We start from the raw sequence: 16988 nt of genomic DNA, 5'->3' as shown, positions 1-16988 counted from the left end.
GCAATCCTGCCCCATGACAGGTCAACGGTTGGTTTTGCGGATCCGGCCCATCCGGGTCCGCGGGCAGTCCCGCAAACGCCTGCGGCGTCCTGCGGTGTCGGAGAAACGTTCCCCGGAAACAAATGCGGCGGGCGTCCATAAGGAGCGCCCGCCGGCAAAGCCTTAGCGGCGGATACCCAGGCTGGTGATCAGCTTGGTGTAACGGCCTTCGTTCTTCTTCTTGAGGTAGTCAAGAAGCGAGCGGCGGCTCGAAACCATCGTCAGCAGGCCACGGCGGGAATGGTTATCCTTCTTGTGGCCCTTGAAGTGTTCCGTGAGGTTGTTGATGCGCTCGGTGAGGATCGCAACCTGAACTTCGGGCGAACCGGTGTCGCCTTCGAACGTTGCGTATTCCTTGATAAGTGCCGTCTTGCGCTCAGCAGTAATCGACATCGGATGTTCCTTTCGATGAGAGGAGATAAGGTCGCCAAAAGCCGGGATGTCGTCCAGCTTTGGCCGCGAATGCATTCAAGCAATGCCTGATGCTGGCGCTGCCTATAAACCATTCAGGCAGCAAAGGGAAGAGGCGCGCCCGGCGCGTCGGCGCCGGGCTAAAAACATCAGCCGAAGACGCGCTTGGGGCGGAATTCGCCCTGGCCGATTTCGCCGATGGCGATCAGCTTGCCGCGGGCCGTCGCATAGGCTTCGCTTTCCTCCACCGGCGCATCGCGGCCGCGCACCAGGATGGGGTTGCCCATCTTCAGGCGGTGGGCCTGGTCGTCGTTGACGATCAGATGCGGCAGCGAGGAGAGCGCCTCGCTGGTGTCGATCAAAAGCGCATCGAGCGCCGCCAGACGTTCTTCGTCATCCTGAATGTCTTCCAGCGCAACGAGTTCGGCGAGCGGGATCATGGTCTCCTCGGCAAACGGCGCGACGAAGGTGCGGCGCAGGCCGGAGATGTGGCCGAAGCAGCCGAGATCGCGGCCGAAATCACGGGCGAGCGCGCGGACATAGGTGCCCTTGCCGCATTCGACTTCAAAGTGCGCGGTGTTTTCGTTCTCGCATTCGAGCAGCGTCAGGCGATAGATCTCGACCTCACGCGACGGGATCTCGACCGTCTCACCCTCGCGGGCGAGATCATAGGCGCGCTCGCCTGCGATCTTGATCGCGGAGAACTGCGGCGGGACCTGATTGATGACGCCGGTATAGTTCGGGAGCAGCGCCAGGATCTCGTCTTCGGTCGGACGCTTGTCGGAGCTCTCGATAACCTCGCCCTCGAGGTCGTCGGTCGAGCGCTGCTCGCCCCAGGTCACGGTGAATTCGTAGATCTTGCGGCCGTCCATGACGTAGGGAACGGTCTTGGTCGCATCGCCGAGCGCGATCGGCAGCATGCCCGAAGCCAGCGGATCGAGCGTGCCGGCGTGGCCGCATTTCTGCGCCTTGAACAGCCACTTGATCTTGGAGACGGCTTCGGTCGAGCCGAAGTCGACGGGCTTGTCAAGGATAAGCCAGCCCGAGATCGGGCGGCCTTTGGGCTTGCGTGGTTTGGACATAAGGCTCTTCTGTTACTTTTCGTCGGTATCGCCGTCTTCAAGGTCGCGCATGACCTCGGGCGAGCGCAGCAGCTCATCGATCTTCTTGTAATTGTCGAAGCTCGTATCGTCGCGGAAGCGGATCTCGGGCATGAATTTCATCTGCCTAAGATGCGGGCCGAGACGGCCGCGGATGAATTTGGCGTGGCGGTTGAGCGCCGTGATGACCGTCTCGTGATCCGACACGCCGAGCGGCGTGATGAAGGCGGTCGCGACCTTGAGGTCGGTCGACATGCGCACTTCGGACACGGAGATGACGGTCTTTTCCAGGAGGTCGTCTCGCACTTCGCCGCGCTGAAGGACCTGGGTGATCGCGGCGCGTACCTGCTCGCCGACGCGCAGCATGCGCTGCGACTGTGCTGTCGAGGTTTTTGTTGCCATTGTTCTTTGCCTCAAAAATCTGGGGCCTCAAAAGTCCGGGGCCTCAAAAGGTTCGGGCGCCGGCCTCATATGATCCGGCGCCCGTCCACAACTCTAGTCTCGCACGATCAGAGCGTACGGGTGATATGCTCGACGCGGAAGCATTCGATGACATCGCCCGCGCGGATGTCTTCATAGTTCTCGAAGGCCATACCGCATTCCTGACCGACCGGAACTTCCGATACTTCGTCCTTGAAGCGCTTGAGCGTCTTGAGCTTGCCTTCGTGGATGACGACGTTGTCGCGGATGAGGCGCACACCTGCACCACGTTCGACCTTGCCTTCGGTGACGCGGCAACCCGCGACCTTGCCGGTCTTGGTGATGTTGAACACCTCGAGGATCTCGGCATTGCCGAGGAAGGTTTCGCGGCGCTCCGGCGTGAGCAGACCCGACATCGCTGCCTTAACGTCATCCACCAGATCGTAGATGATGTTGTAGTAGCGGATCTCGATGCCTGCGCGTTCAGCGGCGACACGTGCCTGTGCGTTGGCACGGACGTTGAAGCCGATGATCGCGGCGTCGGAGGATTCGGCAAGCGCCAGATCAGACTCGGTGATGGCACCGGCGCCCGAATGGACGATACGTGCCCGCACTTCGTCGGTGCCGAGCTTGTCGAGAGCACCGATGATCGCTTCGATGGAACCCTGCACGTCGCCCTTGATGAGCAGCGGGAATTCCTTGAAGCCGGTGTTCTGCAGCTTGCTCATCATCTGTTCGAGCGAACCGCGCTGGCCGGTCTGGCGGGCAACCGCCTTGTCGCGGGCCAGACGCTGGCGATATTCGGAAATCTCGCGAGCACGGCTCTCGTTTTCAACGACGGCGAACTTGTCACCCGCAGCCGGCGTGCCGGACAGGCCGAGCACTTCCACCGGCATGGCCGGACCCGCTTCCTTGACATGGTCACCCTTGTCGGTGACGAGCGCGCGAACGCGGCCCCACTGATCGCCGGCAACGATGATCTGGCCGGGCTTCAGCGTGCCCTTCTGGACGAGGACGGTCGCAACCGCGCCACGACCACGGTCGAGCTGGGCTTCGATCACGATACCTTCGGCAGTACGCGTCGGGTCGGCCTTGAGGTCGAGGATTTCGGCCTGCAGCAGGACGGCTTCGAGCAGCTTGTCGAGGTTGGTCTTGTTCTTCGCCGACACTTCGACGTCGAGCACTTCACCGCCGAGCGATTCAACGAAGACTTCGTGCTGCAGAAGCTGCTGACGGACCTTGTCCGGGTTGGCTTCGTGCTTGTCGATCTTGTTGATCGCCACGATGATCGGAACACCAGCCGCCTTGGCGTGGCTGATGGATTCGATCGTCTGCGGCATGACGCTGTCGTCGGCCGCGACTACGAGGATCGCGATATCGGTTGCCTGCGCACCACGGGCACGCATGGCCGTGAAGGCGGCGTGGCCGGGGGTGTCGATGAAGGTGATCTTCTGGCCGTTCTGTTCGACCTGATAGGCACCGATGTGCTGGGTGATGCCACCGGCTTCGCCCGAGACGACGTTTGCCTGACGGATGGCGTCGAGCAGCGAGGTCTTGCCGTGGTCGACGTGACCCATGATCGTAACGACCGGCGGACGCGAAACCATTTCGCCGGCATCGTCGGCCCGGTCGAAGATACCTTCTTCAACGTCGGATTCCGAAACGCGCTTGACGGTGTGGCCGAATTCGCCGGCGATGAGTTCAGCGAGGTCGGCGTCGATGACGTCGCCCGGCTTCATCATCTGGCCTTCCTTCATCAGGTACTTGATGACGTCGACGGCGCGTTCAGACATACGCTGCGACAGTTCCTGAATGGTGATGGTCTCAGGCAGGATGACTTCGCGAACAACCTTTTCGCGGGTTTCCTGGATCTGGCTGCGGCGGAACTTTTCCTGGCGACGGCGCATGGCGGCCATCGAGCGGCCACGGTTGTTGCCGTCGTCGTCCGTGCTGGCAGCCGTGATCGTCAGCTTGCCCTGGCGGCGACCATCGTCACCCTTCGGACGCGCGGTAACGGGCTTTGCCGGTTCCGGACGCACGACGCGGCCACGCGCCGGAGCGCCACCGCGCGGTGCACCGCCGCGATCATCCTCATCATTTTCACGGCGACGGACGCCGGGAGCGCCCGCAGGCGCAGCGCCGGGAGCCGGACGAGCCGAAGACGGCGCATCGGTGCGGCGAACGGCCGGAGCCGCAGCCTGGGTACGCGGAGCTTCAGCAGCGGCCGGAGCCGGAGTTGCGGGTGCCGGCGGAGCGGCAGCGGCCGCAGCAGCGCGTTCTGCTTCTTCGGCGGCAAGGCGCTTGGCTTCTTCAGCGGCAGCGGCCTGGCGGACGATTTCTTCGGCGGCGCGGCGCTTTTCTTCCTCGGCGCGGCGAACCGCATCCTCGGCGTCACGAACCTGGGCCATGGCGAGCGCACGGCGGCGCGCGTCCATTTCTTCCGGCGACAGATGGTTCAGAACCACCGGGCGCGGACGATCCTGCTGGCGCGAAGGCTGCTGGGATTGCGGACGGTTATACTGCTGGCCGCTCGGCTGATTGTAGCGCTGCGGCTGCTGGGGCTGCGGCGGGCGGGCCTGCTGAACAGGCGCCGGCGCCGGTGTTGCCGCTGCCTGTGCTGCGGGCGCAGGAGCGGGCTCGGCGGCGCGTACGGGCGCTGCCGGTGCTGCCACCGGGGTGATCGGGCGCTGTTCGTCTTCAGGGCGCATCGGGCGCCGCTTGCGGGTCTCGACAACGACCGCCTTGGTGCGACCGCGGCCCATATCCTGGCGCACGGTGCCCTGGCTTACGCCCGACGGTTTCAGGGTCAGAGTCTTCTTGCCCGGGCCGTTCAGTGTCTTGTCGTCATTGCTATCGGTCATTCGTTCCCGTTCCTTCGGACAGGGAGCGATGACGTCATCAGTCCCTGTCAATCAAAATGTCGATCAATGACATCGGGCCGGACAAGTCCGGTGACCGTATCATTGTTTTTGCCGGCCAGCGCCGCCCGTTGCCCGGGACTGACCGCCATTGCGGTACTGTTCGAGCATCTTTGCGCGCTTCACTACACCCTCACCCGCCTGCCCTGCAAGCACTGCAGCATGGATAAAAGCGTTCTGACCCATCAGGCCTTCCATTTCGCTCTCCGAGAAGAGTTTGTAGGAAGGTATTTCCTCCTCGGTCTCCATTCCGAGGTGCCAGGCCTTGCGGGCCTGGTCGATCTTTCTCACGCCGTCGGCCGCCGCGTCCGTTGCGTGGAACACGGCAAGCGCCGCGCCACTGCGGATCGCGGCATCCACCTTCGAGGCGCCGGTGATGAACTGTCCGGCCTTGCGGGCCATGTTCATCATCTGCATCAGTTGCTGCATCAGCAGCTTGTCGACGGTCTCGCCGAGATCGGCGGCCGCCTTCACATCCGTTTTCAGGGCGCGGGCGAAGGATTTCTTCGCCACCGCCTTGTCGACCAGGGTGCGGTCGATCTTCACCCAGCAGCCGCGACCCGGAAGCTGACGCTTCAGGTCGGCCACCACCGTCCCATCGGGAGCGGCGACGAAGCGGATCAGCTCATCCGGCGATCCGCTTTCGCGCGTCACGATGCACATGCGACCATTCACGTCATAACCTGCAAGATCGTCGTCCTCAGGAGAAACGGTAGGCTCACGCGCAGACATTAAACTTCCTGCTCGGCCTCGGGAGCTTCTTCAGCTTCCGCTTCCTTCGCAAGGTCCTCTTCGGTGATCCAGCCAGCCGCGAGGCGGGCCTGAACGACCATCTGTTCAGCTTCGACGCGCGAGACGTCGAACTTCGAGAACAGGCCCTCGAACTTCTTGGTCTCGCCGTTCTTGCGCTCGCTCCAGCCGACGAGATCGTCGGCTGCGCAGCCGGCGAAGTCTTCCATCGTCTTGATGCCGTCCTCACCGAGGGCAACCATCATCTGGGCGGTCATGCCGTCGATGCCACGCAGTTCGTCCGATACGCCGAGCGCCTTGCGCTTCTCGTCCATCTCGGCTTCGAGCTTTTCGAGATATTCGCGGGCGCGGGTCTGGATTTCCTGCGCGGTGTCTTCGTCGAAACCGTCGATCGAGGCGATTTCGTCGAGTTCGACGTAGGCGAGTTCCTCAACGGCCGCGAAGCCTTCGGAGGCCAGAACCTGGCCGACCATTTCGTCGACGTCGAGCGAATCCATGAACAGGTTGGTGCGCTCGTTGAATTCCTTCTGACGGCGTTCCGATTCTTCGGCTTCCGTCATGATGTCGATATCCCAGCCGGTCAGCTGCGATGCGAGGCGAACGTTCTGGCCGCGGCGGCCGATGGCCAGCGACAGCTGTTCGTCCGGAACCACGACTTCGATGCGCTCGGCATCTTCATCGAGAACGACCTTGGCGACTTCCGCCGGCTGCAGGGCGTTGACGACGAAGGTCGCCGGATCCTGCGACCAGGGAATGATGTCGATCTTTTCGCCCTGGAGCTCGCCGACAACGGCCTGAACGCGCGAACCACGCATACCGACGCAGGCACCAACAGGATCGATCGAACTGTCGTTCGAGATCACGGCGATCTTGGCGCGCGAACCCGGATCGCGGGCAACCGACTTCACCTGGATGATGCCGTCGTAGATTTCCGGCACTTCCATGGTGAAGAGCTTGACCATGAACTGCGGATGCGTGCGCGACAGGAAGATCTGCGGGCCGCGCTGTTCGCGACGTACGTCATATACGTATGCACGGACGCGATCGCCATAGCGGACGTTTTCGCGCGGGATCATTTCGTCGCGACGGATGATGCCTTCGCCACGGCCGAGGTCGACGATGACGTTGCCGTATTCGACGCGCTTGACGGTGCCGTTGACGATTTCGCCGACGCGATCCTTGAATTCGTCGAACTGGCGATCACGCTCAGCTTCGCGAACCTTCTGCACGATGACCTGCTTGGCGGACTGGGCAGCGATACGGCCGAAATCCATCGGCGGCAGCGGATCGGCGATGAAATCGCCGAGGGCCGCGTCCGGGTTGCGGTCGCGGGCCAGTTCGAGCGGGATCTGCGTCGAGTAGTCCTCGGCAGCCTCGACAACCTCGAGCAGACGCTGCAGGCGGATTTCGCCGGTCTTCGGGTTGATGTCGGCGCGGATGTTGGATTCAGTGCCGTAGCGCGAGCGCGCCGCCTTCTGGATCGCGTCCGCCATCGCGGCGAGCACGATCTCGCGGTCGATGACCTTTTCGCGGGCGACTGCATCTGCGATCTGCAGAAGTTCGAGCCGGTTCGCACTGACTGCCATGTGTTTTGTCTCCGTCTAGGCGTCCAGGCTTCCCTTGCCCGGCGCCACAAGTTGATCGGTTTATTCTTCGTCTTCCGCTTCGTTCTGGTTCGCAGCCTCTGCCTTCGCCAGCTTGTCGGCGCGCAGGGCATCACGGATCAGATCGTCGGTCAGAATGAGTTTCGCATCGGCAAGGGCCGTGAACGGAATGACGATCGCCTTTTCCTCGCCGGCCGGAGCCTCGTCACGCTCGAGCGTGAAGCCATCGACGTCGCTGGAAACGATCTTGCCGCGGAAGCGCTTGCGACCCCCGACGATGATCGAGGTCTCGCACTTCAAAAAATGGCCCTGCCAGCGCACGAAATCGGACTTGCGCACCATCGGGCGATCGATGCCGGGCGACGACACTTCCAGATGATACTCTTTATCGATCGGATCTTCCACATCGAGAACCGGAGAAACGGCCACCGAGACCTCCTCGCAGCCTTCGACGTCCATGGTTCCATCGTTGCGCTCGGCCATGATCTGCATGGTGGCGCCGTTCTGGTTGAGCATGCGCACGCGGATCAGGCGGTAGCCGAGGTCGATGAGGACGGGCTCGATGATGGCGGCGAGGCGCTGGTCGAGGCCAGTCTCGGTGATCAGCCGCGGCTCAAGTTCATTGTCTGCGTTCGTCGAATCCGACAAGCGATGCGCTCCTAAGCGATATTTTCGGGCGATCGCGGTAATAAAAAAGAGCGGGTCCTTGCGGCCCACTCCTCATCAATGCGATCAAGATTTGAGAGCCATATAGGCCCGTTTCCGCGAAATAGCAAGCTCCATCGGCGGTACGGCGCGGTTGCGGCAGGCGGTCGGTGGCCTTGATCGCCGTTTCGCTTATATAGCTTGGCGCAGCGCATGGCATTCGACGGGAGGAATCGTGGCCTATACTTCATCGACACTGGCACCGCTCAGGCACGAGACCTACCGCACCATCTGGTTCGCCAGCATCGCTTCCAATTTCGGCGGCCTGATCCAGGCGGTCGGTGCCGCGTGGATGATGACGATGATTACCGCGTCGGGCGACATGGTGGCGCTGGTGCAGACCTCAACCGCGCTTCCCATCATGCTCTTCTCGCTGGTCTCGGGGGCACTGGCCGACAGCTTCGATCGGCGGCGGGTGATGCTGACGGCGCAGTGTTTCATGCTGGCGGTCTCGGCGCTGCTCAGCATCTTCGCCTTCTTCGGGATCCTCTCTCCCTGGTTGCTCCTGTTCTTCACCTTCCTGCTCGGCTGCGGCACGGCACTCAACAATCCCTCCTGGCAGGCCTCGGTGGGCGACATGGTTCCGCGCGCCGATCTTCCCGGCGCCGTGACGCTGAACAGCGTCGGCTTCAACATTACCCGCAGCGTCGGGCCGGCGATCGGCGGCATCATCGTCGCCGCCGCCGGTGCGGCAGCCGCCTTTGCCGTCAATACGATGAGCTATTTCGCGCTGATCTATGCACTGATGCGCTGGAAGCCGACCTATCCCGCGACCACGCTGCCGCGCGAGGCGCTCGGCAGCGCCATCTTTGCCGGGCTGCGCTACATCTCCATGTCGCCCAACCTGCAGAAAGTCATGCTACGCGGCCTTATCTTCGGCATCAGCGCCAGCTCGATCCTCGCGCTCCTGCCGATCGTGGCGCTGGAGCTGGTGGTCGGCGGTCCGCTGACCTACGGCCTGATGCTCGGCTCCTTCGGCATCGGCGCCATCGGCGGCGCGGTGCTGAACGCCAGGCTGCGCGAGCGCTTCTCCAGCGAGACGATCGTGCGCCTGTCGTTTTCCGGCTTCGCGCTCAGCGCAGCGATCGCCGCCTTCAGCCCGATTTCGGCGGTCACCTGTTTGGGATTGGTGATCTCGGGCGCTTGCTGGGTGCTGGCGCTGTCGCTGTTCAACACCATCGTGCAGCTCTCGACGCCGCGCTGGGTGGTCGGCCGGGCGCTGTCGCTCTACCAGACCGTGACCTTCGGCGGGATTGCCGGGGGCAGCTGGATCTGGGGTATCGCCGCCGACAATTACGGCGTCGCCAACGCGCTTTTGATGTCGGCTGTCGTCATGCTGTTCGGCATCGTCATCGGGCTGAAATTCGCCATGCCGGCCTTCGAGACACTCAACCTCGACCCGCTCAACCGCTTCACCGAGCCGGCGCTCGGTCTCGATATCACGCCGCGCAGCGGGCCTGTCGTCATCCAGGTCGATTACGAGATCGACGATCTCGACGTGCCGGAGTTCCTGCAGCTGATGGGCGAGCGGCGGCGTATCCGCATCCGCGATGGCGCGCGCAACTGGGCGCTGATGCGCGACCTGGAAAAGCCGGGCTCGTGGACCGAGACCTACCACACGCCGACCTGGGTGGAGTATATCCGCCACAACCAGCGGCGAACCCAGGTGGACGGCGAAAACACCGACCGGCTAAGGGCGCTGCATCGCGGCGAAACGGGGCCGCATGTGCACCGTATGATCGAACGGCAGGCCATTCCGCCCAGCGACGACCTTTTCTTCAAGGCGCATATCGACCTGCACCACTAGAATTTACTTGAGCTTGCCGATCATGTGCGCCTCGGGATAGCAGGTCGGCTTCATGCCGTTCTTTTCCTGCCACTGGCCGATGGAACGGCGCGTCTTGTAGCCGGGCAGGCCATCAGAACCGCCGACGTCGTAGCCCTTCTTCTCCAGCGCCTTCTGCATGGTGGCGACATCCGAGCGCAGCATCTTGCCGACATCGCCCCAAGCGCCCTCGAACGCGCCGGAGCCATAGGCGATGCGGTCCGCGAGATTGCCGATATAGAGCGCGTAGAGATCGGAATTGTTGTATTCCTTGATGACATAGAAATTCGGCGTCACCAGGAATTCCGGGCCGTCACGGCCGGCCGGCACCATCATCATGCCCGTCGCGTTCTTCTCGCCCGAGGGGAAGGCCTTGCCGGAGATGCGGTCGATGCCGAGCGAGTTCCAATGGGCGATCGGCTTGCCGAGATCGGGACCTTCCTGCGCGCAGGAGACGTTTTCGGGGATCGTCACCTCGTAGCCCCAGCTGCGGTTTGCCTGCCAGCCCTTCTTGACCAGGAAGTTGGCGATCGAGGCCAGCGTATCGGGAACCGAGGTCCAGATGTTGCGGTGACCATCACCATCGAAATCGACGGCATATTTCAGATAGCTCGTCGGCATGAACTGCGGCTGGCCGAGCGCACCGGCCGACGATCCCTTGAAATCGGCCGCCGTGACATCGCCGCCGTCGATGATATGCAGGCCGGCGATCAGTTCGGTGCGGAACATATCCTTGCGGGTGGACATGAAGGCCTTGGTGGCCAGCACCTCGATGCCGGAATTCGGGATCTTGGCGGCGCCGAAGCCCGTCTCGCGACCCCAGATGGCGAGCACGATCGAGCCGGGCACGCCATAGGTCTTCTCGATCTTCTTCAGCGTCGAGGCGTATTGCGTCTGGAAGCTTCGGCCGGTGACGGCCAGGCGCTTCAGCCTGTCATCGTTGAAATAGGGCGCCGGCGAGGAGAACTCGGCCTGCGTCTGCTTCACCTCCTTCGGCGGCGGAAAACCGGGAGGGGCGAGATCGTTCAGCGACCAATCGAGCGTGACGCCTGAGAATGCGGCCTTGAAGGTCTTTTCGGATATGCCGCTCTTTTGTGCTTCCGGCCAGAGGTCGATTTGCACCCAACGCTCGAACTGGGCTTCGACCTCGGCTTTCGAGGGGGCGGCTTGGGCGATGCTGGTGGTGGCGAGGAGGGTGAGAAGAATAGCAAGGGCATGCCGTGCGATACCCCCCTCTGTCCTGCCGGACATCTCCCCCACAAGGGGGGAGATTGGCTGGGAGCGACCGCTCGCTCCAATCTCATTGTTTGACTGGAAGCCCGCCACGAGTCGATCTCCCCCCTTGTGGGGGAGATGTCCGGCAGGACAGAGGGGGGTATTTCTTAGCATCAGTTTTCCCCTCATATCGACGTCCGCGCCCGCAGCGCCGCGGTCAGCGTACCCTCGTCGAGATAATCAAGCTCACCGCCAACAGGCACGCCATGCGCCAGTCGCGTGATCTTCACATCGAGCCCGGCCAGCTGGTCGGTTATATAGTGTGCTGTGGTCTGCCCTTCGACGGTGGCGTTGACGGCGATGATCAGTTCCTTGATGCCGCCGGCCGTGACGCGTTCGATCAGGCCCTTGATGTTCAGATCATCCGGGCCGACGCCATCGAGCGGCGAGAGCGTGCCGCCGAGTACGTGATAGGCGGCGTTCAAGGCGGCGGCGCGCTCCAGCGCCCAGAGGTCGGAGACATCCTCGACGACGATGATGACGGACTGGTCGCGGCGGTCGTCGGTGCAGACGGTGCAGGGATCGGAGGTATCGACATTGCCGCAGCGCGAGCAGATCTTCACCTTGTCATAGGCCTCGCCCATGGCGCTGCCGAGAGGCCCGAGCAGCTGATCCTTCTTCTTGATCAGGTGCAGCGCGGCGCGGCGCGCGGAGCGGGGGCCGAGGCCCGGCACCTTTGCCAGCAGCTGGATGAGTTTTTCGATTTCGGGGCCGGTGACTCGCTTTGCCATATCGGGTTCTTAGCCCATATGTTTGAAAAACGGAAACGGACAGAAAAGCGGGCCTTATGAAAATCCTCGCCGTCTGCATCGGCAACGCCGAGAGGCTGCCGGGCAAGAGCTACAAGACCGGCATCAACAAGCACGCGATCAGCGGCGGCGTGCTCGTCGACGCCGAAGGGCTGCTCGGCGACGCGATCTGTAACCGAAAGCACCATGGCGGTGTCGACCAGGCCGTCTATGTCGAGGGATCGCTGACGCTCGACTGGTGGTCGGCGGAACTCGGCCAGACGATTAAGCCCGGCACCTTCGGCGAAAACCTCGTCATCGAAGGGCTCGACAACACGATGGTCGCGGTCGGCGATCGGTTCATAGCCGGCAATCTTGTTCTCGAGGTCACCTCCGCGCGTATCCCCTGCGCCACCTTCGCGGCGCGCATGGGCGATCCCTTGTTCGTCAAGCGCTACACCCGCGCCGGCCGGCCCGGCATCTATTGCCGGGTGATCAAGCCGGGCACGGTGACAACAGGCGAGACGGTGGAATGGCAGTGCTTCGAGGGATCGCGGGTGACGATGCCGGAGATGATGGCGACATTCGGCAGGCGGCTGTCAGCCGAAGACCGCGCCCGCTATCTGGCCGCGCCGATCCACTACAAGCTGCGCGACAGCCTTCTCGCGGGAGGCTAAGCCCGCGCCGATCGCGGCTCTGAGATTCCGGCTTTATGATCACTTGCTGATATCAGGACATCTCCTAATTTCCTCCTGACGGTGTGCCAATCCAAGGAGGCCTGCATGTCCGTCTTCAAGTTTACCTCGATCGCCCTTGCCGTTGCCGCCGCGACGGCCCTTTCCGCTCCGCAGCCGGCGACGGCGGCCAATGTGCATGCGGGGTCACTGACCTGCGATATCTCGGCGGGAATCGGCATGATCATCGGCTCGAAACGGGAGGTGGACTGCATGTTCACGCCCTCGCAGCCCGGGCATGTGGAGCATTACCGCGGCGCGATCACCAAGATCGGCGTCGATATCGGCATGCTGAAAGGTGGAACGCTGATCTGGTACGTCTATGCGCCGGCGAACCATCCTGAAGGCGCGCTACAGGGCAGCTATTCCGGCGTGGCGGCCAATGCGACCGTTGGCCTTGGGCTGGGCGCGAATGCGCTGGTAGGCGGCCTGGAGGGATCGGTGGCGCTGCAGCCGCTGTCCGTCGAGGGCACATCCGGCCTCAACGTCGCGGCCGGCATCGCCAACATGAAGCTGACCTTCGTTCCGCCGCCGAAGGCAAAGCCCGCCAAGCACCACACGCAAAAGCATACGAAATAGGCGTGTCTCAAACGACAAGCGCCGGCCAACCGATGGGCGCCGGCGCTTGCAAATCCAAGTTCGATCTGATGATCAGAACGGCATCTTGAAGCCGGGCGGGATCGGCAGGCCTGCCGTCAGCGCCTTGGTCTTTTCGGCGGCAACCGCGTCGGCCTTTTCCTTGGCATCCTTGTGGGCGGCGACGATCAGGTCCTCGAGAATCTCGACGTCGTCTTCCTTGAAGAGCGACGGATCGATCTTCAGGCTCTGCATTTCGCCTTTGCCCGTGATGACGACGGTCACGAGACCGCCACCGGACTTGCCTTCGGCCGTGAGCGTGGCGATTTCCGCCTGCATCTGCTCCATCTTGGCCTGCATTTCCTTGACTTTGCCCATCATGCCCATGATGTCGCGCATCGTCTTGCTCCTTCTTGGTGTCTCAGAATTCTATGTCGTCGCCGGGCAGGATATCGCCCTCTTCGGATTCGGCGGTCGCCGGCGCCTGCACGGGGCCTTCCTCTTCTTCCGGTTCCGGCGCACGGACGCGAACGTCGATGATCTTGGCGCCCGGAAACTGCGAGAGAATGGCCGCCACGTCAGGATCCTGCCTGGCGTCGCTCACCTGCTGCGCCTTGGCGTTGGCCTCGGCTTCCACCATGGTCGGCTGGCCGGCTTCGCGGCTGAGACTGACGATCCAGTGGATGCCTGTCCATTCCTTGAGCTTCAGCGCAAGCTCGTTCAGCAGCGTTCCCGGCGCGCCTTCCGTCAGGTTGACATCCAGGATGCCGGGCTGAACGCGCACCGGGCGCACGAAGTTGCGCACCAGCGCCTTGATCTTCACATCGCGCTTTTCGCCGGCGAGGTTGGCGATATCGCTGACCGAATTGACCCGCACCAGCGGCTGCGGCGCATCGGCGGCCTTCGCCTCGGTGCGGCCGACGGCGAGGCTCTGAGGATCAGAGTTCTGGACGACGCGCAGCATGGCGGTCGGACCGGCGGGCTGGGGGCGTGGTGCCGTGGCTTCCGCGGCGCGGGCCATGACATTGCCCTGGTAGCTGACGGTCGCGCCGCCATTTCCACCACCATTGCCGGATGGCGAAGGCGAACGCGCGCCACCGTTGTTTTCAGAAAATTCCGCAAGCCGGCGGGCCGCGTCCTCGGGGGCCGGGAGGTGGGCGGCATGCGCGAGGCGGATCAGCACCATTTCGGCGGCACCCGAAGGGCGCGAGGATGCTTCCACTTCGGGAATGCCCTTCAAGAGCATCTGCCAGATGCGCGAAAGCGCCGTGACGGCGACGCCTTGCGAGAATTCCGCGCCCTTGGTGCGCTCGATTTCGCTGAGCGAGGGATCGTTTGCGGCATCCGGCACATATTTCAGACGCGTCACCAGATGGGTGAAATCGGCAAGATCGGTGAGCACCGCAACCGGATTGGCGCCGGCCTCGTACTGGCTCTCGAATTCGCCAAGGGCTGCGGCCACGTCACCCTTGATGACGTGCTGGAAGAGATCGACGATGCGGGCGCGGTCGGCGAGACCGAGCATCCCACGCACCGATTCGGCCAGCACCGCGCCGCCGCCATGGGCGATCGCCTGGTCGAGCAGCGACAGGCCGTCGCGCGCCGAGCCTTCGGCGGCACGGGCGATCATCGCCAGCGCATCGGGCTCGGCCTCGATGCCTTCCTTCGATGCGATCGTGGTGAACAGGCCGACGAGATCGGACGCGCTGATGCGGCGCAAGTCGAAGCGCTGGCAGCGCGACAGGACCGTGATCGGCACCTTGCGGATTTCCGTCGTGGCGAAGATGAACTTCACATGCTCCGGCGGCTCTTCGAGCGTCTTCAACAGGCCGTTGAAGGCCTGCGTCGAGAGCATGTGCACTTCGTCGATGATGTAGACCTTGTAGCGCGCCGAAACCGGACGGTAGCGCACCTGCTCGATGATCTCGCGGATATCGTCGATACCGGTATGCGAGGCGGCGTCCATCTCGATGACATCGACATGGCGGCCTTCCATGATCGCCTGGCAGTGGTCGCCGGGGATGCGCAGATCGATCGTCGGCTTGTCGATCTCGGCTGTCTTGTAATTCAGCGCGCGCGCCAGGATGCGGGCGGTCGTCGTCTTGCCGACCCCGCGAACGCCGGTCAGCATGTAGGCTTGCGCGATACGGCCGGTCTCGAAGGCGTTGGTCAGGGTCTGGACCATCGGCTCCTGGCCGACCATCAGATCCGTGAAATCCTTGGGGCGGTATTTGCGTGCCAGCACCCGGTATCCGGTGCCCGTCGAGGCGGCATCTGGTGATTGTCGCTCGGTGTCGCTCATCGCCCTGCTTAACGCCCGAACTCTTCGGGCAAAGGATGGAGAGAAGGGTGGGAGGCTGGCACGATGACCCGTGCCTGGCTCGTTAGGGCTGCTTCCTTCCGGACCTGACCCGGTTGGCGAGTGGCTCGTCCACCACCAACCTCCCGAAGGCACATATCGGCAATATCGCGATCAAAAGCAAGCCAAGCTCCGAAAAAACTGCTAGCCTATGGAAAACTCTGGAGGAATACCCGTTGGACGCTTTCAAACTCGACCACCGGCTGGCCAATGACAGCATCAGTATCCTGAAAACGGGCCTCTGCGACTTCCGGCTGGCCAGGGACTGTCGCTGGCCATGGCTGATCCTCGTGCCGCAGCGCACCGATATCACCGAGATTTTCGAGCTGACTCCGCTCGACCAGGTGATGTTGACCTTCGAGACGGAGCTGGCCTCGACCGCCTTGAAGAAGGTGACCGGGGCGACAAAAATCAATGTCGCGGCTATTGGCAATATCGTCCGCCAGCTTCATGTTCATGTCGTCGCGCGCTTCGAGGGTGATCCGAACTGGCCCGGCCCGATCTGGGGCTACGGCAAGGCGGAAGCCTATGAGGACGCAAAACGAGACCAATTCATAGAGACGATGCGGGAAGCCCTTTCATCATGAGCCGTTCGCTTTTCGAGACGGATGTACCCCATCCCGAGCCCAGCAATCTGACGGCATTCGCCGCCAACGACCTGATCCGTGATTCCGAGCATCGCAACGAAAACTCGGTGGACGAGGCGCTCGCCAAGGATGGAACCCATATTTTCGCCTTTACCGGCGACAAGCTGGTATTGAAGCATGACGGCCAGGTGCTCGACCCGCTGTTTGCGCGCTACGAGCTGACCGATCTCAAGCCCAACTGGGACGAGACGATCCTGCTCGGCTACCGCAAGACCGGCGAGCCCCGGCTGGCGGTGCCGGTCGCCGTGCCGGAAGAAGAGCTTTCGAGCCAATACAAGCCCGCCGACGGTCGGTCGCTCTATCGCGACATGCTGCTCGACGACGTGCTGCTCGGCGAATTCGCGCAGAGCGCCAGCCTGATCCGCTGGAACAGCGACAACCGGTTCTGCGGCCGCTGCGGCTCCGGCATGGAGATGCATATCGGCGGCTACAAGCGCGTCTGCTCCGCCTGCCAGCACACGATCTTCCCGCGCACCGACCCTGTCGTCATCATGCTTACCATCGACGAGGAGCGTGATCTCTGCCTGCTCGGGCGCGGTCCGCATTTCGCGCCGGGCATGTATTCCTGTCTCGCCGGCTTCGTGGAGCCCGGCGAAACCATCGAGAACGCCGTGCGCCGCGAAACGCTGGAAGAATCCGGCATCCGCACCGGACGCGTCCGCTACCACGCCTCGCAGCCCTGGCCGATGCCGCACACGCTGATGATCGGCTGCTATGCCGAGGCCAAGTCACGCGACATCACCCGCGACGAGCAGGAGCTCGAGGACTGCCGCTGGTTTACCCGCGAGGAGACGATCGAGATGCTCGAGCGTCCGGGCGCCAACGGCAGCGCCCCGCCGCCGAAGGGCGCAATCGCTCACCGCCTGATGCGCGACTGGGTGGAGTGGAAGAAGTAGG

Annotated in this window: 16 protein-coding genes and 1 other RNA gene; 5 read left to right on the top strand and 12 right to left on the bottom strand. The window is 63.1% G+C overall.

The features are described from left to right. Window positions 1-162: 162 nt before the first annotated feature. The 7 genes from rpsO to rimP form a co-directional block, all read right to left on the bottom strand. Window positions 163-432, bottom strand: a complete 270-nt coding sequence (gene rpsO, locus D460_RS0113650; RefSeq protein WP_026283114.1) for a 30S ribosomal protein S15 — start codon at window positions 430-432, stop codon at window positions 163-165. A gap of 167 nt (window positions 433-599) precedes the next feature. Further along, the gene (gene truB, locus D460_RS0113645) at window positions 600-1532 is read right to left on the bottom strand and encodes a tRNA pseudouridine(55) synthase TruB (RefSeq protein WP_018899115.1); all 933 of its coding nucleotides are present in this window, start codon (window positions 1530-1532) and stop codon (window positions 600-602) included. 12 nt (window positions 1533-1544) lie between these two features. Beyond that, a complete protein-coding gene (gene rbfA / locus D460_RS0113640) occupies window positions 1545-1952 on the bottom strand; it encodes a 30S ribosome-binding factor RbfA (protein ID WP_018899114.1) in 408 nt (135 codons plus the stop codon). Between the two features lie 107 nt (window positions 1953-2059). Continuing rightward, entirely contained in the window at window positions 2060-4831 is a 2772-nt protein-coding gene (gene infB, locus D460_RS0113635) for a translation initiation factor IF-2 (protein ID WP_018899113.1), read from the bottom strand. Between the two features lie 99 nt (window positions 4832-4930). After that, window positions 4931-5620, bottom strand: a complete 690-nt coding sequence (locus tag D460_RS0113630; protein ID WP_018899112.1) for an RNA-binding protein — start codon at window positions 5618-5620, stop codon at window positions 4931-4933. Further along, entirely contained in the window at window positions 5620-7224 is a 1605-nt protein-coding gene (nusA, locus tag D460_RS0113625) for a transcription termination factor NusA (protein ID WP_018899111.1), read from the bottom strand. The genes D460_RS0113630 and nusA overlap by 1 nt, the downstream gene beginning before the upstream one ends. 60 nt (window positions 7225-7284) lie before the next feature. Continuing rightward, window positions 7285-7890: a ribosome maturation factor RimP gene (rimP, locus tag D460_RS0113620; RefSeq protein ID WP_018899110.1), complete on the bottom strand. Its 606-nt coding sequence runs from the start codon at window positions 7888-7890 to the stop codon at window positions 7285-7287. 232 nt (window positions 7891-8122) lie between these two features. Between rimP and D460_RS0113615 the strand changes: the two genes are divergently transcribed. Next, window positions 8123-9754 (top strand): MFS transporter, encoded by a 1632-nt coding sequence (locus D460_RS0113615; RefSeq protein WP_018899109.1) that lies wholly within the window; start codon window positions 8123-8125, stop codon window positions 9752-9754. Between the two features lie 3 nt (window positions 9755-9757). On the opposite strand, the gene D460_RS0113610 is transcribed toward D460_RS0113615, so the two are convergent. Then, entirely contained in the window at window positions 9758-11023 is a 1266-nt protein-coding gene (locus D460_RS0113610; RefSeq protein ID WP_018899108.1) for a lytic murein transglycosylase, read from the bottom strand. 149 nt (window positions 11024-11172) lie between these two features. Continuing rightward, a complete protein-coding gene (recR, locus tag D460_RS0113605) occupies window positions 11173-11778 on the bottom strand; it encodes a recombination mediator RecR (protein ID WP_018899107.1) in 606 nt (201 codons plus the stop codon). Between the two features lie 56 nt (window positions 11779-11834). Here recR and D460_RS0113600 point away from each other — a divergent pair, with 56 nt between their 5' ends. Further along, a complete protein-coding gene (locus tag D460_RS0113600; protein WP_018899106.1) occupies window positions 11835-12452 on the top strand; it encodes an MOSC domain-containing protein in 618 nt (205 codons plus the stop codon). Between the two features lie 105 nt (window positions 12453-12557). Then, entirely contained in the window at window positions 12558-13088 is a 531-nt protein-coding gene (locus D460_RS0113595; protein WP_018899105.1) for a DUF992 domain-containing protein, read from the top strand. A 72-nt stretch (window positions 13089-13160) separates the two neighbouring features. Here D460_RS0113595 and D460_RS0113590 read toward each other — a convergent pair whose 3' ends face one another. The 3 genes from D460_RS0113590 to ffs form a co-directional block, all read right to left on the bottom strand. Next, window positions 13161-13484: a YbaB/EbfC family nucleoid-associated protein gene (locus tag D460_RS0113590; protein WP_018899104.1), complete on the bottom strand. Its 324-nt coding sequence runs from the start codon at window positions 13482-13484 to the stop codon at window positions 13161-13163. Window positions 13485-13506: 22 nt separating this feature from the next. Further along, entirely contained in the window at window positions 13507-15387 is a 1881-nt protein-coding gene (locus tag D460_RS0113585; protein WP_026283113.1) for a DNA polymerase III subunit gamma/tau, read from the bottom strand. 47 nt (window positions 15388-15434) lie between these two features. Further along, window positions 15435-15531, bottom strand: an RNA gene (gene ffs / locus D460_RS35070) — signal recognition particle sRNA small type. Between the two features lie 89 nt (window positions 15532-15620). On the opposite strand from ffs, the gene D460_RS0113580 reads away from it, so the two are divergent. Next, the gene (locus tag D460_RS0113580; protein WP_018899102.1) at window positions 15621-16031 is read left to right on the top strand and encodes an HIT family protein; all 411 of its coding nucleotides are present in this window, start codon (window positions 15621-15623) and stop codon (window positions 16029-16031) included. Then, window positions 16028-16987: an NAD(+) diphosphatase gene (nudC, locus tag D460_RS0113575; protein ID WP_018899101.1), complete on the top strand. Its 960-nt coding sequence runs from the start codon at window positions 16028-16030 to the stop codon at window positions 16985-16987. The genes D460_RS0113580 and nudC overlap by 4 nt, the downstream gene beginning before the upstream one ends. Window position 16988: the final 1 nt, after the last annotated feature.

It is taken from the genome of Rhizobium sp. 2MFCol3.1 (assembly GCF_000377565.1).
Classification (GTDB): Bacteria; Pseudomonadota; Alphaproteobacteria; order Rhizobiales; family Rhizobiaceae; genus Rhizobium.
Note: the sequence above shows the minus strand (reverse complement) of the source record. Positions and strands in the feature narration are given on the sequence as shown.